24 protein-coding genes are annotated in these 25,561 nt (G+C 69.6%); 3 read left to right on the top strand and 21 right to left on the bottom strand.

Features of this window, described 5'->3' with window-relative positions; genetic code table 11:
• Window positions 1-57: 57 nt before the first annotated feature.
• The 20 genes from ABD164_RS10740 to ABD164_RS10645 form a co-directional block, all read right to left on the bottom strand.
• Window positions 58-978: an RluA family pseudouridine synthase gene (locus tag ABD164_RS10740; protein WP_344296012.1), complete on the bottom strand. Its 921-nt coding sequence runs from the start codon at window positions 976-978 to the stop codon at window positions 58-60.
• The gene (gene lspA, locus ABD164_RS10735) at window positions 978-1,604 is read right to left on the bottom strand and encodes a signal peptidase II (RefSeq protein WP_344296010.1); all 627 of its coding nucleotides are present in this window, start codon (window positions 1,602-1,604) and stop codon (window positions 978-980) included. The genes ABD164_RS10740 and lspA overlap by 1 nt, the downstream gene beginning before the upstream one ends.
• Entirely contained in the window at window positions 1,594-2,277 is a 684-nt protein-coding gene (locus ABD164_RS10730; RefSeq protein ID WP_344296009.1) for a DivIVA domain-containing protein, read from the bottom strand. Before ABD164_RS10730 ends, lspA begins: the two co-directional genes overlap by 11 nt.
• A gap of 116 nt (window positions 2,278-2,393) precedes the next feature.
• On the bottom strand, window positions 2,394-2,708 hold the full coding sequence (locus ABD164_RS10725; protein ID WP_231046426.1) for a YggT family protein: 315 nt from the start codon (window positions 2,706-2,708) through the stop codon (window positions 2,394-2,396).
• Window positions 2,709-2,713: 5 nt separating this feature from the next.
• The gene (locus tag ABD164_RS10720; RefSeq protein ID WP_344296005.1) at window positions 2,714-3,199 is read right to left on the bottom strand and encodes a cell division protein SepF; all 486 of its coding nucleotides are present in this window, start codon (window positions 3,197-3,199) and stop codon (window positions 2,714-2,716) included.
• Between the two features lie 33 nt (window positions 3,200-3,232).
• The gene (locus tag ABD164_RS10715; protein ID WP_344296004.1) at window positions 3,233-3,904 is read right to left on the bottom strand and encodes a YggS family pyridoxal phosphate-dependent enzyme; all 672 of its coding nucleotides are present in this window, start codon (window positions 3,902-3,904) and stop codon (window positions 3,233-3,235) included.
• 31 nt (window positions 3,905-3,935) lie between these two features.
• Window positions 3,936-5,138 (bottom strand): cell division protein FtsZ, encoded by a 1,203-nt coding sequence (ftsZ, locus tag ABD164_RS10710; RefSeq protein ID WP_344296003.1) that lies wholly within the window; start codon window positions 5,136-5,138, stop codon window positions 3,936-3,938.
• Window positions 5,139-5,325: 187 nt separating this feature from the next.
• The gene (locus ABD164_RS10705; protein WP_344296001.1) at window positions 5,326-6,177 is read right to left on the bottom strand and encodes a cell division protein FtsQ/DivIB; all 852 of its coding nucleotides are present in this window, start codon (window positions 6,175-6,177) and stop codon (window positions 5,326-5,328) included.
• 193 nt (window positions 6,178-6,370) lie between these two features.
• On the bottom strand, window positions 6,371-7,771 hold the full coding sequence (gene murC / locus ABD164_RS10700) for a UDP-N-acetylmuramate--L-alanine ligase (protein ID WP_344296000.1): 1,401 nt from the start codon (window positions 7,769-7,771) through the stop codon (window positions 6,371-6,373).
• Between the two features lie 101 nt (window positions 7,772-7,872).
• Window positions 7,873-8,973, bottom strand: coding sequence for an undecaprenyldiphospho-muramoylpentapeptide beta-N-acetylglucosaminyltransferase (murG, locus tag ABD164_RS10695; protein WP_344295998.1), 1,101 nt, complete (start codon window positions 8,971-8,973; stop codon window positions 7,873-7,875).
• Window positions 8,970-10,232 (bottom strand): putative lipid II flippase FtsW, encoded by a 1,263-nt coding sequence (ftsW, locus tag ABD164_RS10690; RefSeq protein ID WP_344295997.1) that lies wholly within the window; start codon window positions 10,230-10,232, stop codon window positions 8,970-8,972. Before ftsW ends, murG begins: the two co-directional genes overlap by 4 nt.
• A complete protein-coding gene (murD, locus tag ABD164_RS10685) occupies window positions 10,192-11,733 on the bottom strand; it encodes a UDP-N-acetylmuramoyl-L-alanine--D-glutamate ligase (protein WP_344296293.1) in 1,542 nt (513 codons plus the stop codon). The genes ftsW and murD overlap by 41 nt, the downstream gene beginning before the upstream one ends.
• A complete protein-coding gene (mraY, locus tag ABD164_RS10680; protein WP_344295995.1) occupies window positions 11,733-12,830 on the bottom strand; it encodes a phospho-N-acetylmuramoyl-pentapeptide-transferase in 1,098 nt (365 codons plus the stop codon). The genes murD and mraY overlap by 1 nt, the downstream gene beginning before the upstream one ends.
• A complete protein-coding gene (locus ABD164_RS10675; protein ID WP_344295993.1) occupies window positions 12,827-14,254 on the bottom strand; it encodes a UDP-N-acetylmuramoyl-tripeptide--D-alanyl-D-alanine ligase in 1,428 nt (475 codons plus the stop codon). The genes mraY and ABD164_RS10675 overlap by 4 nt, the downstream gene beginning before the upstream one ends.
• Window positions 14,251-15,798 (bottom strand): Mur ligase family protein, encoded by a 1,548-nt coding sequence (locus ABD164_RS10670; RefSeq protein WP_344295991.1) that lies wholly within the window; start codon window positions 15,796-15,798, stop codon window positions 14,251-14,253. The genes ABD164_RS10675 and ABD164_RS10670 overlap by 4 nt, the downstream gene beginning before the upstream one ends.
• Window positions 15,799-15,811: 13 nt before the next feature.
• A complete protein-coding gene (locus ABD164_RS10665) occupies window positions 15,812-17,620 on the bottom strand; it encodes a peptidoglycan D,D-transpeptidase FtsI family protein (protein WP_344295990.1) in 1,809 nt (602 codons plus the stop codon).
• A 43-nt stretch (window positions 17,621-17,663) separates the two neighbouring features.
• Window positions 17,664-18,254 carry a cell division protein FtsL gene (ftsL, locus tag ABD164_RS10660; RefSeq protein ID WP_344295988.1) on the bottom strand — a complete coding sequence of 197 codons (591 nt, stop codon included), beginning with the start codon at window positions 18,252-18,254 and terminating at the stop codon, window positions 17,664-17,666.
• Entirely contained in the window at window positions 18,251-19,204 is a 954-nt protein-coding gene (gene rsmH / locus ABD164_RS10655; RefSeq protein WP_344295986.1) for a 16S rRNA (cytosine(1402)-N(4))-methyltransferase RsmH, read from the bottom strand. Before rsmH ends, ftsL begins: the two co-directional genes overlap by 4 nt.
• A 104-nt stretch (window positions 19,205-19,308) precedes the next feature.
• Window positions 19,309-19,740, bottom strand: coding sequence for a division/cell wall cluster transcriptional repressor MraZ (gene mraZ, locus ABD164_RS10650; protein ID WP_344295984.1), 432 nt, complete (start codon window positions 19,738-19,740; stop codon window positions 19,309-19,311).
• 391 nt (window positions 19,741-20,131) lie between these two features.
• Entirely contained in the window at window positions 20,132-20,515 is a 384-nt protein-coding gene (locus ABD164_RS10645) for a DUF3040 domain-containing protein (RefSeq protein ID WP_344295983.1), read from the bottom strand.
• Between the two features lie 74 nt (window positions 20,516-20,589).
• Between ABD164_RS10645 and ABD164_RS10640 the strand changes: the two genes are divergently transcribed.
• Window positions 20,590-21,702 (top strand): polyprenyl synthetase family protein, encoded by a 1,113-nt coding sequence (locus tag ABD164_RS10640; protein ID WP_344295982.1) that lies wholly within the window; start codon window positions 20,590-20,592, stop codon window positions 21,700-21,702.
• 53 nt (window positions 21,703-21,755) lie between these two features.
• Here the strand turns inward: ABD164_RS10640 and ABD164_RS10635 are convergent, their stop codons facing one another.
• Window positions 21,756-22,094, bottom strand: coding sequence for an Rv2175c family DNA-binding protein (locus ABD164_RS10635; RefSeq protein ID WP_344295981.1), 339 nt, complete (start codon window positions 22,092-22,094; stop codon window positions 21,756-21,758).
• Window positions 22,095-22,238: 144 nt separating this feature from the next.
• Here ABD164_RS10635 and ABD164_RS10630 point away from each other — a divergent pair, with 144 nt between their 5' ends.
• Window positions 22,239-23,462, top strand: a complete 1,224-nt coding sequence (locus ABD164_RS10630) for a muramidase family protein (protein ID WP_344295979.1) — start codon at window positions 22,239-22,241, stop codon at window positions 23,460-23,462.
• A gap of 80 nt (window positions 23,463-23,542) precedes the next feature.
• A complete protein-coding gene (pknB, locus tag ABD164_RS10625) occupies window positions 23,543-25,453 on the top strand; it encodes a Stk1 family PASTA domain-containing Ser/Thr kinase (RefSeq protein ID WP_344295978.1) in 1,911 nt (636 codons plus the stop codon).
• Window positions 25,454-25,561 lie beyond the last annotated feature (108 nt).

Raw genomic sequence — 25,561 nt, 5'->3', positions numbered from 1 at the left:
GCTCCGAGTCTACGGTGAGCGACCCACGTCGCCGGCGGGTCTGGTGGCGCGTCGGCCTCAGTCGCCGCGCAACATCTCGAGCGCCCTCGCGAGGTCGGCCGGATAGTCGGACTCGAACGTGGTCCACTCCCCCGTGCCCGGGTGCGTCAGCGAGAGCGCCTTCGCGTGCAGCCACTGCCGCTCGAGGCCCAGCCTCGCTGACAGGGTCGGGTCGGCGCCGTACATCGCGTCGCCGGCGCACGGATGCCGCTGCGCAGCCATGTGCACCCGGATCTGGTGCGTGCGACCGGTCTCGAGGTGCACTTCGAGCAGCGACGCGTACGGGAACGCTTCGAGCGTCTCGTAGTGGGTGACCGCGTGCTTGCCGTCGGCGGTGACGGCGAACTTCCACTCCGACCGCGGGTGGCGGCCGACGGGTGCGTCGATCGTGCCGACCAGCGGGTCGGGGTGACCCTGTACGACCGTGTGGTAGATCTTCTCGACCTCGCGGTCGTGGAACTGGCGCTTCAGCTCGGTGTAGGCGCGCTCGGACTTCGCGACCACCATGAGCCCGCTCGTGCCGGCGTCGAGCCGGTGCACGACGCCCTGACGCTCGGGGGCGCCCGACGTCGAGATGCGGAACCCGGCGGCGGCCAGTGCACCGACGACAGTCGGCCCATGCCAGCCGAGCGAGGGATGCGCGGCCACACCGGCCGGCTTGTCGACGACGACGAGGTCGTCATCGTCGTGCACGATGCCGAGGTCGGGCACGGCGATCGGCTCGATCTCGAGCGTGCGGGGCGGCTCCCAGCTCACCTCGAGCCAGCTTCCGGCACGCAGCCGGTCGGACTTGTCGACGGGTGCCCCGTCGACGAGCGCCCCGCCGGCTGATGCGATCTCAGCCGCGAGCGTTCGCGAGAACCCGAGCAGCTTCGCGAGGCCCGCATCGACGCGTGTACCGTCGAGCCCGTCGGGAACGGGAAGCGACCGGTGCTGCATCAGGACTCGGTCGCGAGGTGCGGGTTCGCGGTCGGCGCGGGGCCGTCACCGGGGGCCGTCTCGCCCACCGGCTCGGTGGCGTGGTCGGCGCCCTGATGCTTCGCCGCCCTGACCTCACGCGTGCCGTCGAGCCCGACGCCGCGGATGGTGAGGAGCATGAACAGCACCATGCTCGACACGATGGCGATGTCGGCGATGTTGTAGATCGCCGGGATGAGCCACGGCGTCGCGATGAAGTCGATCACGTGGCCGAGTCCGATGCTCGGTTCGCGGAACAGCCGATCGGTGAGGTTGCCGAGTACGCCGCCGAGCAGCAACCCGAAGACGAGCGCCCACGCCACGGAATGGATGCGCCGCGCGAACCACACGATGAAGGTGATCACGCCGGCGGCGAGGATCGTGAAGATCCACGTCATGCCGCTCGCGAGCGAGAAGGCCGCCCCCGGATTGCGAACGAACTGCCACTGCAGCACGTTGCCCAGCACTGGAACGATCTCACCCTCGGTGAGATTCGTGACCACGAGGTACTTGCTCAACTGGTCGAGGCCGTACGCCGCAAGCGCGGCGCCGGCCAAGACCAGAAGCGCAGTGGTGGTGCCGACCTTGGCGGCGCGCTCAGCCTCCAAAGCCCTGGAAGGTCGGTGCCGGCTGCTCGGCGCCGACCGGCGACGAGAAGCCCTGGTTGCCCGAGACCGAGACCGGTGCGGCGGTGTCGAGCTCGCGCAGCTGACCCTCGATGTAGCTCTTCAGCTTCTGGCGGTAGTCACGCTCGAAGGCACGGAGCTCGTCGACGCGCTTCTCGAGCGACAGGCGCTCCTGGTCGAGGATGCCCATCTGCTGGCGCTGCTTGGCCTCGGCCTCGGCGACGACGCGTGCGGCGGTGGCGTGGCCCTCGGCGATGAGCGCGTCGCGCTTCTCGACGCCCTCGCGGACGTGCTCTTCGTGCAGTCGGCGCGCGAGCTGCAGCAGGTTGGTGGTCGACGTCTGCTCATCGAGCTCGGACTGCGACGAGCCGATCTGCGTCGGCACGGCGACCGTGGGCGGCGGCGAGGCCGGCTCGCTGTAGACCGCGGCGGGCGCCGGGGCGGGCAGTGCGACTGCGGGCGCCGACGAGGCGTCGGAGGCCCGAGCCTCGGCTGCGGCCACGCGCTGGCGCAGCTCGTCGTTCTCTTGGTTCAACCGGCGCAGCTCGACGACCACTTCGTCGAGGAAGTCGTCGACTTCATCTTGGTCGTAGCCCTCCCGGAACTTCGTCGCCTGGAAGCGCTTGTTGACCACATCTTCCGGAGTTAGCGCCATGGCTTCCCACCCTCAAATCTGTCGAACGGTTCGATCACGTTCTGCTAACGGTAGCAAAGAGATCCTGAGAGTCGTGAGAGCCGAGTGTCTCGGTCTGTCACGAACTCAGGAGATCTTCACGCTGCGGCGGCTGCCGCGGCCAACCATGACACGACGGTCATGGCGATGATGACGACGAGCATCGCCAGGCTCCACCCGAGGTCGAGTGCAACCTGGCCGATGCGTATCGGCGGAACGAGCCGCCGGAAGAAACGCACCGGCGGATCAGTGACACTGTAGACGGCCTCGACCACGACGAGCCAGAAGCCTCGCGGGCGCCACGAACGATTGAACGTGCGCACGAGGTCGAGCACGAACCGCGCCCACATCACGAAGAAGTAGATGAGCAGCAGCGCGTAGAGCAGGTTCCAGACGATCAGCAGTGCGCCCACGGCGACTACGCGTGCGTGAAGAACGACGCCTCGACGTCGCCCTCTGCGTCACCCGTCTCACCCGAGACCACGACGTGCGCCGGCGACAGCAGGAAGACCTTGCTCGTGACGCGCTCGATCTTGCCGTGCAGCCCCTGGGAGAGCCCACTGGCGAAGTCGATGAGCCGACGGGCATCGCCGTCGGACATCTGCGAGAGGTTGATGATGACCGGGACTCCCTCACGGAAGGACTCGGCGATCACCTGCGCGTCACGATATTGACGCGGGTGGACGGTCAGTATCTCGTTCATCTCCGCCTGCGGGGTGCTCGGTTGGACTTGGTGCTTTCGCAGCGGCGTCACCGCTGCGCCGGTCTTGGGTGCGGGCGCCGGCGCGGCGTGTACGACGGGCGTGGGAGCGGGGGCCGGCGTACTCGCCTGCTGGTTCTCGTTCTCGAACTCCTCATCGGCGAGTCCGAGATAGACCATGGTCTTCTTGAGCGGGTTCGACATCGATGCCTCCGTCTGGGTTCCGTCTCTTCGAGGTTAACCGGCGACCGGCCGATTCCCGGTGATTGCGGTGCCGATCCGCAGGTGTGTCGCACCCTCCAGAATCGCATCGCGAAAGTCGTGTGACATCCCCATGGACAACGAGCTCGCGCCGGGGGCGAGCCGTTGGACGCGCTCCGAGAGCGTTCGCACTCGTGCGAACGCGGAGCGAGCCGGCTCGTCGAGCGGCGCGACCGCCATGAGGCCGAGCAGCGTGAGACCGGGTGTGTCGAGCACGCGCTCGACGAGCGGTTCGAGCGCTTCGGGCGCGACGCCGCCGCGGCCGGGATCGTCGGTGAGATTCACCTGCACGAAACAGTCGACGGATGCCTCGTCGGAGCGCAGCGCGTCGACGAGGGCCGCACGATCGACGGAATGGATGGCCGTCGCGTACGCTCGCACGTGCTTCGCCTTCTTGCTCTGCAGTTGCCCCACGAAATGCCAGCGCACGCCGAGCCCTTCGAGCTCTGCCGCCTTGGCCTGCGCCTCCTGGTGGCGGTTCTCGCCGACGTCGAGCACACCGAGCGCGGCCAGTTCGGCGACGAGCGACGCCGGCTGGAACTTCGTCACCACGATGGTGGTGATTTCGGATGCCTCGCGCCCGGCCTCGGTCGCGGCATCCGCGATGCTCATACGCACGTCGGCGAGACGGTCGGCGAGGCCGCTCATGCGTCTCGCCGCCCGTCGTCGTCGCGCCGGCTCACTTGAGGAAGTCGGGGATGTCGAGGTCGTCGTTGTCGTTGCCGAACGCGGGGTCCGAGACGATCTGGTCGGCCGTCGAGGTCTCGACCTCGCCCCAGTTCGCCGTCTCGACGAGTTCGTCGATGTCGATCTCGCCGATGACATCGGCGGCCGAGTCGCTGCCGAGCGCGGAGCCGCCGCCCCCGCCGACCGTCGCCCCGACCACCGCAGGCACGAAGTTCGTGCGGCGCGCCTCGACCGGCTTGGCGTTCGGCTCGCCGCCGTCGAAGCCGGCCGCGATCACGGTGACGCGCACCTCGTCGCCGAGGGTGTCGTCGATGACGGCACCGAAGATGATGTTCGCCTCGGGGTGCACCGCCTCTTGCACGAGGCGGGCCGCGTCGTTGATCTCGAAGATGCCGAGGTTCGAGCCGCCCTGGATCGAGAGCAGCACGCCGTGCGCGCCGTCGATCGACGCCTCGAGCAGCGGGCTCGCGACCGCGAGCTCTGCCGCCTTGATGGCACGGTCGGCCCCACGCGACGAGCCGATGCCCATGAGGGCGGAGCCGGCGCCCTGCATCACCGATTTCACGTCGGCGAAGTCGAGGTTGATCAGGCCGGGCGTGGTGATGAGGTCGGTGATGCCCTGCACACCGGCGAGCAGCACCTGGTCGGCGGTGGCGAACGCCTCGAGCATCGAGATGCCGCGGTCGCTGATCTCGAGCAACCGGTCGTTCGGCACGACGATGAGGGTGTCGACCTCTTCTTTCAGGCGCGCGACACCCTGCTCGGCCTGCGTCTGGCGGCGCTTGCCCTCGAATCCGAAGGGCTTCGTCACGACACCGATGGTGAGCGCGCCGATCGACTTCGCGATGCGCGCGACGACGGGAGCACCACCGGTGCCCGTGCCGCCGCCCTCGCCCGCCGTGACGAAGACCATGTCGGCGCCGGCGAGCGCCTCTTCGATCTCCTCGGCGTGGTCTTCGGCGGCGCGACGGCCGACCTCGGGGTCGGCGCCCGCGCCGAGTCCGCGAGTGAGGTCGCGACCCACGTCGAGCTTGACGTCGGCGTCGCTCATCAGCAGCGCCTGTGCGTCGGTGTTGATCGCGATGAACTCGACTCCGCGCAGGCCGAGTTCGATCATTCGGTTGACGGCGTTGACGCCGCCGCCGCCGATTCCGACGACCTTGATGACGGCGAGGTAGTTCTGGTTTGTCGACATGACCGGCCTTCCGTGCGAACTCTGAACCCTGAACCTCTAGTCGAAGGTTAAAGTTTTGCTGAGTATGCAATTCCTGAACTTGACGGTAGGCGCCCCGACACACCCTCCTCACAAGGCGCGCCCGCGTGTCGCGAACCGCACCGCAGACTCGCCGCCCCGAGCCGCCGATTCGGGGTTGACGCAGCGATCAGTACGTCACGGCGCTCTCGGGAGACGACACGTCGTAACCCGCCACCGAGTCGGGCGGCGCGACGGCCATGAGCCGCGAGAGCACCACCGCCTTCACCACCGACTCGCTCGCGCTGCCCCACAGCACGGGTACACCCCCTGCGAGCTCGAGCCTCACATCGTCGGCCGTCTCGGCCGAGGCCGCGACGAGTTGCGCACGCACATCAGCCGGAAGGCTGCGGACGACCGCCGCGACCGCCCGGAACCCGTCGCTCGCGGTGCCGCCGTCGACGGTGATGAGCGGCTGGCCCTCGGGTCGCTCGGCGGGTCGCTCGATCACGACGCCGGCGCCGTCGACGAGCGCCAGCCCGTCGTCCGCCTCGATCACGCCGACCGGAGTGCGCTCGACGATGCGCACGACGAGCGTGCCCGGCGGAATGGTCTCGGTCGAATAGGTCTCGATGAGCGAGAAGTCCGCGAGGGCGTCATGCACGGCATCGCGGGCGATCAGAGGCAGCGGAGTGCCGAGCTCGCCCTCGAACGCAGCGACGATCTGGGCCGCCGGGATGCGCTGCGCGCCCTCGACACGCACCTCGCGGAGCGCCATCAGCGGCGAGTACGCGCCCGCCACGACGCCGATGGTGACGAGCGCCACCGCTCCCCCGGCCACCGCCCACGCCATACGACGGCGGCGTGAGCGCTTCGTGAATCGACGCACCTCTTGGCGTTCGTAGCGGCGTCGCTCGCGCGCGGCCGCGGCGAGGGCGCGCTTGGCCGCCCTCGAGGCGCCCGGCGGGCTGGACGCCGCGCCATCGGCCGGCTCGCCCGCGCCGCCGTTCAGCGGGCCGAGCTCGATCGGTTCGGTCGTCACCCGGTCGGCATCGGAGACGCTCGCCTGATCGCGCGAGCGCACGGGCTGCGGCAGCGTTGGGATCGCCGACGAGGGCGCGGCCTCTGGCGGGACATCCGATCGCGTCGGCGACGGCGCAGACCCCGCGCCGGCGGGCCGCGGCCGTACCGCAGGCCGGTCGAATCCCTGCGGCCGTTTCACCGGCGGCTCACGGTCATTCGCGCTCCCGCTCGAGCGACGCGAGCAGCTGCGGCACGATGCGGTACACATCACCGCAGCCGAGCGTGATGACGAAATCGCCCTCGCGCGCGAGCTTCGCGGTGAGGTCGGCGGCCTGCTGCCAATCGGGCACGAATGCGACATGCGACGTGTCGGCGAACCGCTCGCTCACGAGCGCGCCGGTCACGCCGGGCACAGGGTCTTCACGCGCGCCGTACACATCGAGCACGACGGTCTCGTCGGCATACTGCTCGAGCACGTCGGCGAACTCTTGCGCGAACGCCTGCGTGCGGCTGTAGGTGTGGGGCTGGTGCACCGCGATGATGCGCCCCTCGCCCACCACGGTGCGCGCCGCAGCCAGGGCGGCGGCGACCTCGGTCGGGTGGTGCGCGTAATCGTCGTATACGCTCACGCCGCCGACGGTGCCGTGCAGCTCGAACCGGCGGCCGGTGCCGGCGAAGCGCGCGATGCCCGCGAGGGATGCCGCGGGGTCGAAGCCGAGGCCGACGAGCACCGCGAACGCACCGGCGGCGTTGATGGCGTTGTGGCGCCCGGGAATGCGCAGCGTCGCGCCATGATCGACACCGTCGTACGAGACCACGAACGACACCGGCCCGTCGGTCTCGATGGAGTGCACCCGCACCGTCGCATCGGCCGCCTCGCCGAACGTGACGACGTGCTCGTGCGAGAGCCGCTCTGCGACCCGCTTCGCCCCGGCGTCGTCAGACGAGATGACGACGAGCTCGCGGGCGCGGTCGGCGAAATCGACGAACGCCTGCTCGAACGCGACGCGCGAGCCGTAGTGGTCGAGGTGGTCGGGGTCGACGTTCGTGATGAGCGCCACCGCGGTGTCGTAGAGCAGGAACGAGCCGTCGGACTCGTCTGCCTCGACGACGAACAGGTCGTCGCTGCCTGCCGCCGACGAGACGCCGAGCTCTTCGATGACGCCGCCGTTCACGAAGCTCGGGTCGGCGCCGAGTGCCAGCAGGCCGGTGATGATCATGCCGGTCGAGGTGGTCTTGCCGTGCGCCCCCGCGACCGACACGAGGCGCTGCCCGGCGATCAACCAGGCGAGCGCCTGCGAGCGGTGCAGCACCGGCATCCCCCGCTCGAGGGCGAGCTGGTACTCGGGGTTGTCCTGCCAGAGCGCGCCGGTCACCACGAGCGCCTCGGCGTCGCCGACGTTCGCGGCGTCGTGGCCGATCGCGATCTCGGCCCCGAGTTCGCGCAGTGCGGCGATGTTCGCCGAGTCGCGCACGTCTGACCCGGTGACCCGATGCCCCGCGTCGATGAAGAGGCGCGCGATGCCGCTCATGCCCGATCCGCCGATGCCGACGAAGTGCACGGCGCCGAGCTCGGCGGGGATCTGGGCGGTGAGGTCGGGCTTGATGGTCACGTGGGGCGTTCTTCCTCGGGGTGCGGTCGCTGCGGGGGTCGGGTGGCCGGCGGGCCGATTCGTCGATCGGGCGGATATCGCGACATCCGCTCACTCCAACGTTACGCGCCTCGCGACCGGTCGCCGGCTGCCCCGCCGAGCGCGTCGTCGACGAGCGCCACCATGCGGTCGGTGCCGTCGAGCATGCCGGCGGATGCCGCGGCGCGCGCCATGCGGTCGACGCGTGCCGAATCGGCGGCCAGCGGCACGAGCTCGTCGCGCACCCACCCGGGCAGGAACCGGGCATCGTCGACGAGCACGCCGCCGCCGGCCTCGACCACGCCCGCGGCGTTGAACCGCTGCTCGCCGTTGCCGACGGGATACGGCACGTAGACGGCGGGAATGCCGAGGGCCGCGAGCTCGCTGACGGTCGCGGCGCCGGCGCGAGACACCGCGAAGTCGGCGATCGCGAGTGCGAGGTCCATGCGGTCGGCGTACTCGACCATGCGGTAGTCGGCGATGCCGGGGTCGGTCACCTCGGACTTCGCCCCCGTGATGTGCAGCACCTGCCACCCGGCACCGGTCAGCATGTCGGCGCTGTCGACCATCGTGCGGTTGATGCGGCGTGCGCCGAGCGATCCGCCGGTCGCGAGCAGCACCGGGCGAGCGGCGTCGAGCCCGAAGAACGCGGCGGCCTCGTCGCGCAGGGCGCCGCGATCGAGCTGCTCGATCTCGTGACGCAGCGGCATGCCGACGACGGTGGCGTGCGGCAACGGCGTTCCCTCGAACGCGACCCCGACGGCTGCTGCCGAGCGGGCGCCGAGCCGGTTGGCGAGCCCGGGCTTCGCATTGGCCTCGTGGATCGCGACCGGGACACCGGCGCGACGGGCAGCGAGGTAGGCCGGGGTCGAGACGTAACCGCCGAAGCCCACCACGACGTCGACGCGGCGCTCGTCGATGATGCGACGCACGTCGGCGACCGACGTTCGGAATCGTGACGGGAAGGCGACGGCCGCACGGTTCGGCCGCCGCGGGAACGGTACCTTCGCAATGGTCAGGAGCTCGTAGCCGCGGGCCGGAACAAGACGGGCCTCGAGTCCCTCGGCGGTGCCGAGCACGAGCACCTCGGCTTCGCGGTCGCGCTCGCGCAACCGGTCGGCGACCGCGAGCAACGGGTTCACATGGCCGGCGGTGCCTCCGCCGGCGAGCAGGTAGACGGTCATCTCGCCGCGCGCCCTGCCTTCGCCGCCTTGCGTGCAGCAGCGCGGGCGGCGGCGCGCGCCGGGGCGCCCGGGTCGCGCGCGACCGAGAGCACGATGCCGATCGCGAACAACGTCGTGAGCAGGGCCGTGCCGCCGGCCGAGACGAGCGGCAGCGGAACGCCGAGGATGGGGAAGACACCGAGCACGACACCGATATTGACACACGCCTGGCCGATGACCCAGACGAGCACCGCGGCCGTCGCGGCCTTCGCGAACGGCGTGCGCGCCGAGCGCAGCACACGTGCGAACGCGACGGCGAGCAGCACGAAGAGCCCGATCACGACGACCGCCCCGATGAGCCCGAGCTCTTCACCGATGATCGCGAAGATGAAGTCGTTGTCGGCAGCGGGCAGCCACGACCACTTGGCCGCCGAGTTGCCGAGGCCGACCCCGAATACGCCGCCGTTCGCGAGGGCATAGGTGCCGTGCTGGATCTGCCAGCACTCGTTGATCGCGTCGCCCGTGCCGCCCGCCTGGCAGTTGGCGTCGAGGAACGACATGATGCGGCGCATGCGGTTCTCGCTCGAGAGCGCGACAACGGTGAAGAGGGCGGCGGCGACGAGGATCGGCAACAGCAGCAGGCGCAACCGAACGCCGATGAGAAAGAGTGCGCCGAGCAGCATGCCGCCCATGATCATGACGGTGCCGAGGTCGCCACCGAGCAGCACGAGGCCGATCGCCGCACCGCCGACGAGCACGATCGGCAGGATTCCTCTCGTGAAGTCGTCGAGGTACTCCTGCTTCTTCGTCACGATGAGCCCGAGCCACATGACGAGCGCGACCTTGATGAACTCGGAGGGCTGGAACTGCACCGGTCCGATGGCGAGCCAGTTCGTGTTGCCGCCGACCTCGATGCCGAGCGGCGTGGCGACGACGAGCAACTGCAACGCGCACGAGGCGATCAGCACCGGCCACGCGATGCGCATCCACAACCGCTCGGGCATGCGGCTCGCGAGCAGCATCGCCGGCACGCCGACGACCGCGAAGACGGCCTGCCTGATGGCCTGGTCGAGGAACCCGCCGTCGACGATGTACGACTCCACGAGCGACGATGACAGCACCATGACGAGTCCGAAGACCACGAGGAAGAGCGTCGTGCCGAGCAGCAGGAAGTAGTCGGCCGACTCGACCCGGAAGACCCGGCCCAGTCGGATGCGGGCAGCCGAGATGCCCGAGGCCTCAGACTTCGCCGGGCGGGTCGTGCGGGGCGGAGTCGCCATCCGCCTCACCTCCCAGCATCGATCTGACCGCTTCGTGGAACCGCCTGCCGCGATCGCCGTAGTCGGCGAACTGGTCCATCGACGCCGCCGCGGGCGCGAGGAGCACGGTGTCGCCGTCCTCGGCGACCCCCGCGGCCAGCGCGACCGCGTCGGGCATCACCTGATCAGTGTCGGCCGCGGCGACCTCGAACACGGGCAGTTCGGGCGCGTGTCGCGCGAACGCGGCGACGAGCGCGGCCCGATCGGCCCCGATCACGATCGCCGCACGAAGCCGCGCGACATGAGCCGCGACGAGCGCGTCGACGTCGACGCCCTTCAGCAGGCCGCCGACGATCCACACGACCTTGCCGAACGCGGCAAGCGAGGCCTGCGCGGCGTGGGGATTCGTCGCCTTGGAGTCGTCGATCCAGCGGATGCCGCCGGCGAGGGCCACCGTCTCGATGCGGTGCGCGTCGAGCCGGAACTCGCCGAGCGCGTCGTGGATGACGCCTACCGGCACGCTGAACGACCGTGCGAGCGCCGACGCGGCGAGGATGTTCGCGACGACGTGCGGCGCAGTGAGGCCGCGTGGCTCGAGCTCGTCGAGCGACGTGATCTCGAGCGCTGCGTTGCGCCGGTCGTCGAGGAACGCACGGTCGCAGAGAATGCCGTCGACGACGCCGAAATCGCTCGGCCCCGGGACATCCAGCCCGAATCCGATCGCGCGGGCGCCCTCTTCGACCTCGGCGTCTTCGACCATGCGGCGCGTCGCCTCGTCGGCGCGGTTGTACACGCACGCGACCTTGGTGTTCTCGTAGACGGTCGCCTTCGCCGCCTTGTACGCGTCGAACGAACCATGCCAATCGAGGTGGTCGTCGGCGACGTTCAGCACGACGCTCGACCACGGGTGCAGCGCGCCGGGCCCGGTCTTCGGCAGGTGGTGCAGTTGGTAGCTCGAGAGCTCGACGACGAGCACGTCGAAGCCGCCCGGATCGCGCACCGCGTCGAGCACGGGCACGCCGATGTTGCCGCAGGGCGCTGCGCGCAGCCCGTTGGCGGCGAGGAACGTGGCGGTCATCTGCACCGTCGTGGTCTTGCCGTTCGTTCCCGTGACGAGGATCCACTCGGCGGTGTTCACCTTGTCGCGCACGCGCCAGGCGAGCTCGATGTCGCCCCACACGGCGACACCGGCGCCGGCCGCCCACTCGAGCGCGGGGTGGTCGGGGTGGAATCCGGGTGAGACGACCATCACCTCGGGTGCGAACGCCACGAGTTCGGCGGGCACGACGTCGAGCGGATGCCGCAGCAGGCGCGCCCCGATGACGTCGAGGATTCTCGCCCGGTCGTCGTCGACCTCGGGCGCGATGACGAGCACGTCGGCCCCGAGCTCGGTGAGCGTGTCGGCGACGGCGAATCCGGTGACCCCGAGGCCGAGCACGGCGACCCTGAGGCCGGCCCAGTCGGCGTGCCAGCTGGTCAGCGCGTCGAGCCGCGACGCGTTCGAGGCGGGCGTATCGCCCATCAGCGCTGCAGCCACTCGAAGTAGAACGCGCCCACGCCCGCGGCGACGAACAGGCCGCCGATGATCCAGAAGCGCACGACGATCGTGACTTCGGCCCAGCCCTTCAACTCGAAGTGGTGATGGATGGGGCTCATCAGGAAGATGCGCTTGCCGCGCGTGAGCTTGAAGTACGCCCGCTGCACGATGACCGAGCCGGTCTCCATGACGAACAGGCCGCCGATGATGACCACGAGCAGCTCGGTGTGGCTGACGATCGCGAGAGCGGCGAGCGCGCCGCCGAGGGCGAGTGAGCCGGTGTCGCCCATGTAGATCTTGGCCGGGTTCGTGTTCCACCAGAGGAATCCGATGAGGCCGCCGACGATCGCGGTCGCGACGATGGCGATGTCGAGGGGGTCGCGCACGTCGTAGGCGCGATAGGCGTCGCTCGGGTTCAGGTTCGGGCTGAAGAGCGACTGGTTGAACTGCCAGAAGCCGATGATGACGAACGACCCGATCGCGAGGATCGAGGCGCCGCCGGCGAGGCCGTCGAGCCCGTCGGTGACGTTCACGCCGTTCGAGGCGGCGACGGTGATCAGGCAGATCCATGCGACGTAGAGGATGATGCCGACGACCGTGCCGAACACCATGAAGTCGAGCGGCAGGTCGCGGATGAACGAGATCTTCGTGTTCGCCGGCGTGATGCCCTGCTCACTCGGGAACTGCAGCGCCAGCAGCGCGAAACCCGCGGCGATGACCACCTGCCCGAGCACCTTCGCCCAGCCGCCGAGTCCGAGGCTCTGCCGCTTGCGGGTCTTCAGGAAGTCGTCGACGAAGCCGACGAGCCCGAGCCCCACCATCATGCCGAGCACGAGCAGGCCTGACGCGGTCGGACGCTCGCTCGAGAAGAGCAGTGTCGCCCCGAAGTAGCCGAAGAGGGCGCCGAGGATGAAGATGATGCCGCCCATGGTGGGCGTGCCGCGCTTGACGTGGTGGCTCTGCGGCCCGTCGTCGCGGATGAACTGACCCCAGCCGAGCCGCGTGAACAGCCGGATGAAGAGGGGGGTCAGGAACAGCGTGAAAGCGAGCGACAACGCCCCGGCGGTCAACAGTGCTCTCACGCGAACCATTCTCCCAGTCGATCGCCCAGCAGACGCAGACCCGCCGCGTTCGACGATTTCACCAACACCGTGTCGCCCGGGCGCACGGAGGACACGACGAGGTCGAAGGCCTCGTCCTGCGTCTCGACGTAGGCGGACTCGCCGTCCCACGAACCCTCGTTGATCGCCGTGATGTGCAGGCGCCTCGCGCCCTTGCCCACCACGACGAGTTGCGAGATGCCGAGCCGCACCGCGAGCAGGCCGATGCGATCGTGCTCTTCACCCGAGAACTCGCCGAGCTCGCTCATCTCGCCGAGAACGGCGATCGTGCGCGTGCCCGGCGCCTTGACCTGCGCGAGCGTCTTCAGCGCCGCCGACATCGAGTCGGGGCTCGCGTTGTAGGCGTCGTTGATGACGGTGATGTCGTCGCGGCCGCCCATGAGCTGCATGCGCCAGCGCTCCGCCAGAGTCACCTGTTCGAGCGCGGCGACGATGTCGGCGAGCGGAACCCCGAGTTGAAGTGCCGCAGCGGTCGCAGCGAGGGCGTTCGAGACGTGGTGCTCGCCGAGCACGCCGAAACGCACACGCGCGACGGCGTTGGCATCCGCCGGCGCGGCGGGGGCGGTGATCGTGAAGTCGGTGCCGCGCGCGTGCACGACGAGGTCGGTCGCGCGAACCTCGGCCCGCTCGCCGAGGCCGAACCAGACGACCCGTGCCGCCGTGCGTTCGGCCATCGACACGACCCGCGGGTCGTCGGCGTTCAAGACCGCGACCTCGTCGGCCGCGAGCTCGGTGACCATCTCGGACTTCGCGAGCACGGTCTGCTCGATGCCGCCGAACTCTCCTGCGTGGGCGAGGCCGACCTTCAGCACGATGCCGACGTCGGGGTGCGCCATGCGCACGAGACGCGCGATCTCGCCGACCGCCGAGGCGCCCATCTCGGCGACGAGGAACTCGGTGTCGTCGGTCAGCTCGAGTGCGGTGATCGGCCCGCCGACCTCGTTGTTGAAGGACTTGCGCGACGCGACGGTGGCGCCATGCCCCTGCAGGATCGCGCGCAGCAGGTTCTTGGTCGTCGTCTTGCCGTTCGATCCGGTGACGCCCACGACCTTCAGGTGCCCGCGTGCTCGCACACGGCGCACGACCTCGGTCGCGAGCGCGCCGAGGGCGTCGACCGTGTCGGCGACCACGACCTGCGCCGCGGCGAGGTCGAGCGGGTGCTCGACGACGAGCAGTGCCGCACCGTGCTCGGCTGCGGCCGGGGCGAACCGGTGCCCGTCGTCGAACTCGCCGCGCTTGGCGAAGAACACGTCACCCGGGCCGACCTCGCGCGAGTCGGTCGTGACCGAGCCTGAGACCACGGTCTGTGGCGAGGAATCGGTGTCGACGAGGTGCAGCGTGCCGCCGGTCGCCGCTGCGATCTCTGCCAGCGTGAGGGCGATCACTCGAGCCACCCCGCATCGCGCAGCGCCTGTTTCGAGTCCTCACGCGCCGAATACGGCAGCTTGACGCCGCGCACCTCGTGGTAGTCCTCATGTCCGGGGCCTGCGTACAGGATCGCATCTCCTTCTTCGGCGAGGGCGAGCGCGGCGCGGAAGGCTTGGCGCGGGTCGGCGATCTCGTGGATCTCGCGATCGGGCACCGCTGCGCGGGCGCCATCGATGAGGGCGGCGCGGATCGCGGCCGGGTCCTCGAATCGCGGGTGGAAATCGGTGACGACGACCACGTCGGCGCCGCGCGCGGCGATGGCCCCCATCTCAGCCCGCTTCGTGGTGTCGCGGTCGCCGTCGGCGCCGAAGACCATGAGCACCCGGCCGGTGGTGAACCGGCGGATCGCGGCGAGCGTCTGCAGGAACGCGTCGGGACTGTGGCCGTAGTCGATGTAGACGATCGGACCGCGGTCGCCTGAGATGCGTTCGGCGCGCCCGGGGATGTACGCGTCGATGCCGCCATCGCGCTCGAGCACGTCGGCGATGCGGTCGAGCTCATAGCCGGTGTCGACCAGCATGACGATCGCGAGTGCCGCGTTCGCCGCCATGTACCAGCCGAGCAGCGGCACCCGCGTCTCGAGGCGACGGCCGTCGGCGGCTTCGAGCACGAACGACGTGTAGGCGGCCTCTTCGTCGAGCACGGTGAGGCGCCAGTCGGCCGCGATGTCGCCGCGGGTCGTGAGCGTCGTCACCGGGATGCCCGACTCAGCGGCCAGCCGCACGCCCCACGCCGAGTCGACCGTGACCACGCCACGTCGTGCACGACCGGGCTGGAACAGCTCGAGCTTGGCCTCGAAGTACTCCTCGAGCGTGGCGTAGTCGTCGAGGTGGTCGTGGCTCAGGTTCGTGAAACCCGCGATGTCGAAGACGAGGCCGTCGACCCGGTGGCGCGAGAGCGCCTGGGCCGAAACCTCGATACCGACCGCGCGCACGTCGACCTCGCGCATGCGGGCGAGCAGGGCGTGCAGCTCGCTCGCCTCGGGGGTCGTCAGCGAGCTCGTGACGGCCTCGTCGCCGATGCGGCGCTCGGCGGTCGACGTGAGCCCGGCGACCACGCCGAGCTGGCGCAGGATGCCGTAGAGCAGATACACGACGCTGGTCTTGCCGTTCGTGCCGGTGACGGCGAAGAGCGTCGCCGGGTTGTCGGCCGTGCGGTGGATCCACGCGGCGACATCGCCGAGCGAAGCCCGCGCGTCGGCGGCCACGAGGATCGGCAGGCCGGCGTCGGCCGCGAGGGCGGCACCGGCCTCATCGGTGAGCAACGCGACCGCGCCCGCCTCGCGCGCGGCTGCGGCGAACTGCGCGCCGTGCGCATTGCGGCCGGGAACGCCCACGTAGAGGTCACCAGGGCGTGCCGCCGACGACGAGAGGCCGACGCCCGTCACCTCGAGGTCGCCGAGGTCGCCGCGCACGTCGAACCCGAACTCGTCGGCGAGGCCGCGGAGGGGTCGGGGGCTCGGGTGCTGCGGCCGGAGGGCCGTGGGAGGCGATCCGGTCACGAACCCAACTTTCTCACCAGGTGGCTGGCAGTTCAGGCGCCGGGGCGCCGGATGGAACGGTCCGATACTTCTTCAGCACCTGGCTCATCACCTCTTGGAAGACGGGCGCGGATGCGGCGGACGAGTTCATCTTAACGGGATTCATGATGCTCACCGAAACGACGAACTCGGGGTCGTCGGCCGGGGCGAAGCCCGACACCGACACGAGATAGCCGCTCAGGTAGCCGCCCTGCCCATCTGGAACCTGGGCCGTGCCGGTCTTCGCGGCGACCCTGTAGCCCGGAATGTTCCACTTGTCGGCGAGCCAGCCTTCGAGGTGCACCCGCTCGAGCATCTGGCTCGTCTCGTCTGCGGCCTTCTCGGAGACGACGCGAGTTCCCTCGGACGCGGTCTCGGTGGTCTCGCCGTCGGCGGTCTCGCACCCGTCGACGAGCGACACCGGCATGCGCACGCCGCCGTTCGCCAGAGTCTGGTAGACGCTGGCGATCTGCACCGCGGTGGTGGTGAGGCCCTGCCCGAACATCGTCGCGTACTTGGTCTGGTTGTCCCACTCGGCCGGGTCGCCGTGCAGATCGCCGGGCTCCTCCCCGGTGAAGCCGACCTCGGTCTCGGCACCGAGGCCGAACTTCACCATGTCGTCGTAGCGCGCCTGGTCACTCAGCCGCTCGCCGAAGATCGACATGCCGGTGTTCGACGAGTCGATGAGCACGCCGGTCAGGGTGTACGGAGTGGGGCCGTGGAAGAAGCTGTCGTTGATGTTCGCCCCGTTGGGCGGCAGGTACCGGTAGTCAGCGGTGATGCGGCTCCGCGGGTCTGCCTTGCCTGCATTGATGACGGATGCCGCAGTCAGGGCCTTGAAGGTCGAACCCGGCTCGAACGGTGCGGTGAACGACCGCGAGCCGCGGTCGCCCTCTGCCGTCGCGTCGCGGTTGTTCGGGTCGACCGTCGGCACGTCGGCGACGGCGAGCAGGCGCCCGGTCTTCGCCTCCATGACCGTCACGGTCGCCCAGTCGGCGCCGACCGCGCGACGCTGCTCCTCGGCGATGCGCTGCACGAAGAACTGCAGGTCGGCGTCGATCGTGAGCCTCAGCGTGCCGCCGTCGTGCGCCTGCTTGTGCACGACCTCGGTGCCGGGGATCCGCACCCAGTCCTTGAGGCTGTGCAGGTAGCTCACCTCGCCGTTCTCACTCGCCAGGCATTCATTCTCAGAGAGTTCGAGACCGGCGAGCGGTTCGCCGTCGTCTTCTTGCACGAAGCCGAGCAGGTTGCCCCCGACCGCGCCGTTCGGATAGCGGCGGCTCGGGTGCTCGTATGGCACGACCCAGGGGATGTCGAGCTTCTTGACCGCCTCGTAGGTGGCCGTGTCGACGAGTTTCGCGACATAGGCGAAGTCGGAGTCGGGGTCGTCGGCGAGGGCGTTCGCGATGATGCCCTGCACCTGGTCGCCGCTGAGCCCGACGACGGCGCCCAGTTCGGCAGCGACCTGCTCGAGCGGCACATCGACGTCACGGGTCTTGTCGGGGTCGGCCGGATCGGGCTCCTCGCGTGATACCGGTCCCTTCATCGCCTGCTTCGGCGAGAGGGCGATGTCGTATCGCATGACGGTGTCGGCGAGCACCTGGCCGTTCGCGTCGACGATGTCGCCGCGAGCTCCGTAGACCTTGACCGGCACCGACCGGGCGTCTTGCGCCTGCACATTGAGTTCGGACGCCCGCACGATCTGCACGTCGACGAGTTTCACGACGAACACGCCGACCAGTACGACCATCACGACCGCGAAGACGAGGATGCGCCGCATCGGGTACCGGCTGGTTCGGTTCATCCGCGTCAGGTTCCTTGCTCGTGCTCGTTCTCGTTCTCGGTCGTCAGTGCGTCGCGGGGGTCGGCAGCGCCCCATCGACCGGTGGCGGTACCGGTGCCACGGCGGGAATCGCCCCGCCCGCATTGCCGGCCGCGCCCGGCGAGTTCCCCTGTGTCGGAGTCTTCCCCGTCTGCTGCTCGGTGACGAGCGGCACGCCGTCGATCAGCGCATTCGGCACCAGCGGCGCGGTCGACCGTGCTGCGCCATCGGCAGCAGAAGGTTCGCCGAGTACGGCGCCGTCAGACAGGCGCAGGTACACGGGGTCGGCGTTCGGCACCATGCCGAGTGCCTCGGCATTCGCCGCGAGGTATTGCGGTGACTGCACCCGGTCGAGGTCTTCACGCAGCTGTTGCTGCTGGCGGGCGAGCTTCGTCTGGGCGACCTGGTACCCGTCGACCTCGTACGCGCCCTGCGTCACGGCGATCGAGAGCAGCATCTGGGCCACGATGATCGCCGCGACGCCCGTGACCGCGGTAATCGCGTAGGCGAGGCGCGGCTTGGCGCGGCCGACGACCTCGGGGGCCGGGCGCAGGACTCGCAGGCGGTCGATGGCCCGCCGCGGTGCCGGGATCGACTGGGCCGGCAATGCACTCATGACGGCCTCCTCACTCGTTCTGCGGCGCGCAGTCGCACCGGTTTCGCACGGGGGTTCTCGGCCTGCTCGGTTTCACTCGCGAGCTCAGCGCCCCGCACGAGGAGCCTGAACTGCGGGCGGTGCTCGGGCAGCTCCATCGGCAACCCGGCGGGCGCGGTGGAGCTCGAAGCGGCCTGCAGCACGCGCTTGACGATGCGGTCCTCGAGCGACTGGTAGGCGAGCACCACGATGCGGCCGCCGACGGCGATGGTGTCGAGTGCCGCCGGCATCGCACGCTCGAGCACCGAGAGCTCTTCATTCACCTCGATGCGCAATGCCTGGAACACGCGCTTCGCGGGATGCCCCTGCCGCTGCACGGCCATGGGGGTCGCCGACTGGATCACCGCGACGAGTTCCGAGGAACGCGTGATCGGGGCCTCCGCTCGTGCCCGCACGATGGCGCGCGCATATCTGGCCGCGAGCTTCTCTTCGCCGTAGTCGAGGAAGATGCGTCGCAGTTCGTCTTCGCTCGACTCGGCGACGACGTCGGCGGCGGTGCGCCCGCTGGTCGAGTCCATGCGCATGTCGAGCGGCGCGTCTTTCGAGTAGGCGAACCCGCGCTCGGCGCGGTCGAGCTGCAGCGAGGACACACCGAGGTCGAAGAGCACCCCTTGCACCTCGCGGAACCCCTCGGACCGCACGGCCCGCGCGATGCCGTCGTAGACCGTGTGCACGAACCGGGCCCGGCCGCCATACTTCGCCAGGCGCTCGCGGGCGATGCCGAGCGCATCGGTGTCGCGGTCGAGGCCGATGACGGTGAGCTTCGGGAATCGCTCGAGGAACGCGGCCGCGTGCCCGCCCATTCCGAGCGTGGCGTCGACGAGCACCGCGCCGTCGGCCGAGATCGCGGGTGCCAGCAGCTCGAGGGTGCGCTCGAGCATCACCGGGGTGTGGATGCGTTCGATGTCCATGATTCCGCCTTGTCTTCGTGGGCCTCGGGTCCCGATCCCCATCCGTTCGTCCTGATGCGGGGAAGTGCACCAGGCCCGGCCGGCTGGGAGTCGGGGCCCGAGGATCAGAAGAGCCCGGGGATCACCTCCTCCGCCGTTTCCGCGAAGGCCGCCTCCTGCTCGGCGAGGTAGCTGTGCCACGCCGCCGCATCCCAGATCTCCACCCGACTGCCGGCGCCGATGACCGTGAGGTCTCGATCGAGCCCCGCGTAGCCGCGGAGATTGGCTGGGATGGTGACCCGATGCTGCTTGTCGGGGGTCTCCGCGGACGCCCCCGAGAGGAAGACGCGCATGTAGTCGCGCGCCTGCTTGCTCGTCACCGGGGCTTGGCGGATCTTGTCGCTCATGCTCTCGAACTCACGTGCGCTGAACACGTAGAGACAGCGCTCCTGCCCCCGTGTGAGCACGAGTCCGTTCGAGAGCTCGTCCCGGTACTTCGCCGGAAGAATGACGCGGCCCTTCTCATCGAGCTTCGGCTCGTAGGTCCCGAGGAACACCGCACCACCCCCTTTCCTCCGGCCAGGATCCAGGTGCGCCCCACTTTACTCCACATCCATCCACTCTTCAACGACAGTCGGCCATTTTCCTCGGGAATGCCGCGCGCAAGGCCCAGAAAATCAACGATTCCAGGCGGTGGAGCGCGGTGGAGGGAATTCACCGAGAACGCGGCGACAGCGCGAGTCATCACCTTCGGCATGAACGACGGATGTCCCGCGCCGGGCGTTTCCCCCCGTCGAACGAGGCGCCGCGGACGACGAAACGGGCCGATCCGGCGATCGGCCCGTTCAGGTGGTGCGAAGTGGAGGCGGCTGCCGGCGAGATGTGGAGGGAAATGCGAAACGGGCCGATCTGGTGATCGACCCGTTCAGGTGGTGGGTGGTGGAGACTCTACTCGCGGCCCTCTTGGCGGCGATCCCAGCGATCGTTCATGCGGTCCATGAACCCCCCGCCCGATCGGCCTTTGCCCTGCGGCGCCGGCCCCTCGCTCGGCGCGGGTGCGGCGGCACCGCTCTTGCCGGGAGTGATGGCGATGAGTACGCCGGCGAACATGAGTGCGAAGCCGACGATGCCGATGACGAGGAGCTGGAGTGCGACACCCGCGATGAGTGCGCCGACACCCGCGACGGCGAGCAACACGCCGAGCACGATCGCGCGGTAGTTGGGTCGTCGACCACGAACCCCACCGACCGCGTGCACGAAGTCGGCATCGTTTCGGTAGAGGTTGCGCTCCATCTCTTCGAGAAGACGTTGCTCCTGCTCTGAAAGCGGCATCTCATTCCCCTCAGGCTCGGGACCGGCGCATCCGAGTCCATTCTAGCCCCGCCTCGCCTCGGTAGGCTAGGCGGGTGGCTCATGGTTCCCGTCTGGTCGATCTGGTGCACGAACGCATCGAGGAGTTCCTCGCCGAACGTACCTCCATTCTCCGCTCGATCAGTCCCGACCTCGACCCGCTCGACGCGTTCTCACGGCGGTTTCTCAGCGGTGGCAAGCGCTTCCGGGCGCTGTTCTGCTATTTGGGCTGGCAGGGGGTGCGCACGCACGCGTTCGACCCGTTCGAACCCGATGGCGCAGGCGACCGCCTCCCCGTCGTGTCGGCGGCGGCCGCACTCGAGCTCTTCCACGCGGCAGCGCTCGTGCACGACGACATCATCGACCGTTCCGACACGCGCCGAGGCGCACCCTCGGCGCACCGGCTCTTCGAGGGGCTGCACGCCGACAGTGGCTGGGCCGGCGACGCGGCCGAGTTCGGCACCGATGCCGCGATCCTGCTCGGCGACCTGCTGCTCGGCTGGAGCGACGAACTGCTCGACGAAGGACTCGACCCGCTCGCCGACCGCCGTGCGGCCCGGGCAGCTCGCGCCGAGTACACGCGCATGCGCACCGAGGTGACCGCCGGGCAGTACCTCGACATCCTCGAGGAGCGGGCCTGGCTCACGAAGCCCGCCGACGAGCAGCGGCTGCGCGCCGAGCGCGTCATCACGTTCAAGTCCGCGAAGTACAGCATCGAGGCGCCACTGCTCATCGGCGCGGCGATTGCGGGCGCGAATTCCGCCCAGCTCGAAGCGCTGCGCCGATTCGGACTCCCCCTCGGAGTCGCCTACCAGCTTCGCGACGACCTGCTCGGCGTGTTCGGCGACCCCGAGGTCACCGGCAAGCCCAGCGGCGACGACCTTCGCGAGGGCAAGCGCACAATGCTCGTCGCGAGCGCTCGCGAGCGCCTCGCGCCAGGGCAGCGCCGGCTGCTCGACGAACTGCTCGGCGACGCCGCTCTCACCCCAGACCAGGTGCACATGCTGCAACGCACCATCGTCGAGTGCGGGGCGGTCGACGAGGTCGAGCGCATGATCGCCGACAACGTCGCACGCGCGACCGCCGCGCTCGACGACGCGCCGCTCGGCCGTGCCGCGCGCGACGAACTCGGCGAGCTCGCCAAGACGGTGACCCGGCGCGCCCACTGAGTCGCGTAAGCAATGACCGATCCGACGCGCGGCCTGGCCTTCTCGAGGTGGGATCAGGCGAGCGCCTGGGCGACCCGACGCACCTCGGCCTTGCGACCGGCTCTCAGCGCGGCGATCGGCGTGGTGCCCAAGCTGTCTTCTTCGGCGAGGAACCAATCGAGCGCCTCGGCATCGCTGAACCCGGCATCGGCGAGCACGATCGCGGTGCCATGCAGCTCGGGCACCGGCGCGTCGTCGCGCAGGAACACCGACGGCACCTTCAGCACGCCGTCGACGCGCGCTGCGAGAAGGTGTCGGTCGTCGATGAGACGACGGATGCGGCTGGGGCTCTGCCCGGTCAGCTCGACGAGGTCGGGAACAGTCAGCCAGGTGGTCTCGGCAGCATCGGTCACGCATCCAAGATTGCCATGTCGGATGCCGCTGCGAAAGCATTCGCGCGTCGAGTCGCCGCTCGCCCGCGCGGCAAATTGACTGACCCCGTCTCCTGTGCGACGGTGACGCGAAGGGCCGATGCACGCATCGGTGAAGGGGGCACCATGGTCGACCAGGTCGACGGCGTCGGGGGGCGCACGACGCATGATGCGAACGGGCGACGCCGGCCACGCGGCATCCGTGGCGCACTCGCGCTGCCGCTCGCGATCGTGAGCACGATCGCGGTGACGCTCGGCATCGCCCAGCCCGCCGAAGCAGCGACGCACCAGGTCAAGCGTCAGCCGAAGGCCAAGGCGCAGACCGGCGGTTCCGCGCCGACGTCGAGCGTTGCGATGGCCGCGGTACCCGCCGAGATCGTGGTCGCCGACGGCGACACCGTGAGCGGCATCGCCGAACGCCACGGGCTCTCGACCGCCGAGGTGCTGGCCCACAACGGACTCAGCTGGTCGAGCCTGATCTTCCCGGGACAGCGGCTCGCCCTGCCGGGTGGCGCGTCTCACGCCGCGCCGCCGCCGAGCCCCGCCGCCGAGATCGCGAAGCACACCGTCGTCGCCGGCGACACGATGAGCGGCATCGCCGCTGCGCATGGACTCGATCTCGACGTGGTGCTGCGGGCCAACGGGCTCGGCAGACAGTCGCTCATCTTTCCGGGCGAGACGATCGTGCTGCCGTCGTCGGCGGCGGCCCCGGTCATCGACGTGCCGTCGGCTGCGCCCGCGCCATCGCCGCCCACGACCCCCGCCGGCTCGCACGTCGTCGTCGCGGGCGACACGCTGTGGGACCTGGCCGAACGCCACGATGTCGCGGTCGGGCAGCTCATCGACGCGAACGGGCTCGACAGCGCCGGCACCATCCACCCCGGTCAGAAGCTCACCATCCCGAAGCGGGCCGCGGTGCTGCCGGTGGCGTCGGTGAGCATGCCGCTCACCGACGAGATGCGCGCGAACGCCAGGATCATCGTCGAGACGGGCCGGCGCCTCGGCGTGCCCGATCAGGGAATCGTGGTGGCGCTCGCCGCCGCAGCGCAGGAGTCGAGCCTCCGGAACCTGCACCGGGGTGATCTCGACTCGCAGGGGCTCTTCCAGCAGCGACCGAGCGAGGGCTGGGGCACCGTCGACGAGGTGCTCGATCCTACGCGCGCGACCACGGCGTTCTACGGGGGCGAGTCGAACCCGAACCCCGGGCGCACCCTAGGCCTGCTCGACATCGAGGGCTGGCAGGCGATGACGGTCACCGAGGCCGCCCAGGCTGTGCAGTTGAGCGCTCATCCCGACCACTACGCCAAGTGGGAGGCGTCGGCACGGGCCTGGCTCGCCGAGCTCGGCTGACGCATCACGATGCCGTTGCGATCGGTGTGGCGTCGGCGTTTGCACCGGCTGCGGCATATGGACTTTCGTAGACTCGCATCGTGACCACCGCGCCCGTCGACCCGATGATCGGCCGTCTGATCGACGGTCGCTATCAGGTGCGCTCGCGGATCGCGCGCGGCGGCATGGCCACGGTGTACCTCGCGACCGACCTGCGCCTCGAGCGACGCGTCGCGCTCAAGATCATGCACGGGCACCTCGCCGACGACAACACGTTCAAGACGCGCTTCGTGCAAGAGGCTCGCTCAGCGGCCCGTCTCGCCCATCCCAACGTCGTGAACGTGTTCGACCAGGGTCAAGACGCCGACATGGCGTACCTCGTCATGGAGTACCTGCCCGGCATCACGTTGCGCGACCTGCTGAAGGACTACAGGCGCCTCACCGCCGAGCAGACGGTCGACATCATGGACGCGGTGCTGTCGGGGCTGGCGGCCGCGCACAAGGCGGGCATCGTGCATCGCGACGTCAAGCCCGAGAACGTGCTGCTCGCCGACGACGGCCGCATCAAGCTCAGCGACTTCGGACTCGCTCGGGGGGCGAGCGCCAACACCGCCACCGGGCAGGCGCTGCTCGGCACCATCGCCTACCTCTCCCCCGAGCTCGTCACTCGCGGCATCGCCGATGCCCGCAGCGACATATATGCCGTGGGCATCATGATGTACGAGATGCTCACCGGCGAGCAGCCGTACGTCGGCGAGGCACCGATGCAGATCGCCTACCAGCACGCCAACGACTCGGTGCCGGCGCCGAGCTCGAAGAACCCGGCCGTGCCCGCCGAAATCGACGAGCTCGTCGCGTGGGCGACGTCGCGCGATCCTGACGAACGACCTCGCGACGCGCGCGAACTGCTCGATCGCCTGCGCGAGGTCGAGCCCGGAATCCGGGCCTCCCACCTTCCGATCACCACGCAGGCCACGATGGTGCTTCCCGACGCCGCGGCCATGGCCGCGGGCGCGACAGCTGAAACGCGCGTGCTGGGCGGCCCGCTCGTCGCGACAACTGCGCACGAGGCATCCGGCGTCGACGACACCGTCGCCCTTTCGGCGAGTGCCGATCGCCGACGGCGCCGCGGATACTGGCTCTTCGCGCTCGTGCTGCTGCTCACCGGACTGGCCGCGGGAACCGGGTGGTACTTCGGCGCCGGCCCCGGCTCGTTCGCCACCGTTCCGACCACCTCGACGCTCACGCCCGAGGCGGCGACTGCATCGCTCGAAGACGCCGGGTTCGTCGTCGAGCAGGCGTCGCGCACCGACCCGGTGGTTCCCGAGGGGCAGGTGGCAGACACCGACCCGCCCGGCGGCAGCCAGGCTCAGCGCGGCTCGACGGTCACGCTCTTCGTGTCGGAGGGGCCGCAGATCCTCGACGTCGCCGATGTCGTCGGCAAGCCGGTTGCCGAGGCGAACGAACTCCTCGCGGAGTTCACACTGCTCGACCCCGTGAAGCAGTTCGACGCCGAGGTGCCCGCTGATTCGGTGATCGCGACACTCGGTGCCGACGGCAAGCCGTTGCCCGCGACCTACCCCGAGCGCGGCGAGGTCACGCTCATCGTCTCCGTCGGCCGCGTGCCGCCCGTCGAGGGTCTCCCCGTCGGCGAGGCGGAGGCTGCGCTGAAAGCAGCGGAACTTACCGTCGAGCACGCGGCGCCCGAGTTCAGCAATGACGTCGCGATGGACAATGTCATCACTGCTGACTGGCTGAGCGATCCGATGCGACCCGGCGACGTTGTTCGGCTCACGGTTTCGAAGGGACCCGATCTCGTCGAGGTACCGAACGTGGTCGACAAGACCTGGGATGAAGCACGCAAGATCCTCGGGGACGCGGGATTCGAGCTCGATTACAGTGCAATCGCAGATGTTGCGCCAGGCGCGTTCGTCGTCTCGAAGACGAGCCCGGCGGCCGGTGAAACCGCGCTCAGGGGCTCCACTGTCACGGTCAATTTCGCCGGGTTCTGACCCAAGCAACTCGTCGTGACGCCGACAGTCTGGACTTCCCCTGCGCGCGGCAGCCGGCCTGCTCACGCAATCGAGTGGGCGAAGAACAACCTTCCTCGACGTATGAAG

The sequence above is a fragment of the Agromyces neolithicus genome, from assembly GCF_039529735.1.
GTDB lineage: Bacteria > Actinomycetota > Actinomycetes > Actinomycetales > Microbacteriaceae > Agromyces > Agromyces neolithicus.
Note: the sequence above shows the minus strand (reverse complement) of the source record. Positions and strands in the feature narration are given on the sequence as shown.

What these genes read in the sequence shown, in the direction of transcription:
- ABD164_RS10740 (WP_344296012.1), bottom strand. Translation starts at nt 978, where the DNA reads ATGCAGCACCGGTCGCTTCCCGTTCCCGACGGGCTCGACGGTACACGC.
- ABD164_RS10730 (WP_344296009.1), bottom strand. Translation starts at nt 2,277, where the DNA reads ATGGCGCTAACTCCGGAAGATGTGGTCAACAAGCGCTTCCAGGCGACG.
- ABD164_RS10720 (WP_344296005.1), bottom strand. Translation starts at nt 3,199, where the DNA reads ATGTCGAACCCGCTCAAGAAGACCATGGTCTATCTCGGACTCGCCGAT.
- ABD164_RS10715 (WP_344296004.1), bottom strand. Translation starts at nt 3,904, where the DNA reads ATGAGCGGCCTCGCCGACCGTCTCGCCGACGTGCGTATGAGCATCGCG.
- ftsZ (WP_344296003.1), bottom strand. Translation starts at nt 5,138, where the DNA reads ATGTCGACAAACCAGAACTACCTCGCCGTCATCAAGGTCGTCGGAATC.
- murG (WP_344295998.1), bottom strand. Translation starts at nt 8,973, where the DNA reads ATGACCGTCTACCTGCTCGCCGGCGGAGGCACCGCCGGCCATGTGAAC.
- ftsW (WP_344295997.1), bottom strand. Translation starts at nt 10,232, where the DNA reads ATGGCGACTCCGCCCCGCACGACCCGCCCGGCGAAGTCTGAGGCCTCG.
- murD (WP_344296293.1), bottom strand. Translation starts at nt 11,733, where the DNA reads ATGGGCGATACGCCCGCCTCGAACGCGTCGCGGCTCGACGCGCTGACC.
- ABD164_RS10665 (WP_344295990.1), bottom strand. Translation starts at nt 17,620, where the DNA reads ATGAACCGAACCAGCCGGTACCCGATGCGGCGCATCCTCGTCTTCGCG.
- ftsL (WP_344295988.1), bottom strand. Translation starts at nt 18,254, where the DNA reads ATGAGTGCATTGCCGGCCCAGTCGATCCCGGCACCGCGGCGGGCCATC.
- rsmH (WP_344295986.1), bottom strand. Translation starts at nt 19,204, where the DNA reads ATGGACATCGAACGCATCCACACCCCGGTGATGCTCGAGCGCACCCTC.
- ABD164_RS10645 (WP_344295983.1), bottom strand. Translation starts at nt 20,515, where the DNA reads ATGCCGCTTTCAGAGCAGGAGCAACGTCTTCTCGAAGAGATGGAGCGC.
- ABD164_RS10630 (WP_344295979.1), top strand. Translation starts at nt 22,239, where the DNA reads ATGGTCGACCAGGTCGACGGCGTCGGGGGGCGCACGACGCATGATGCG.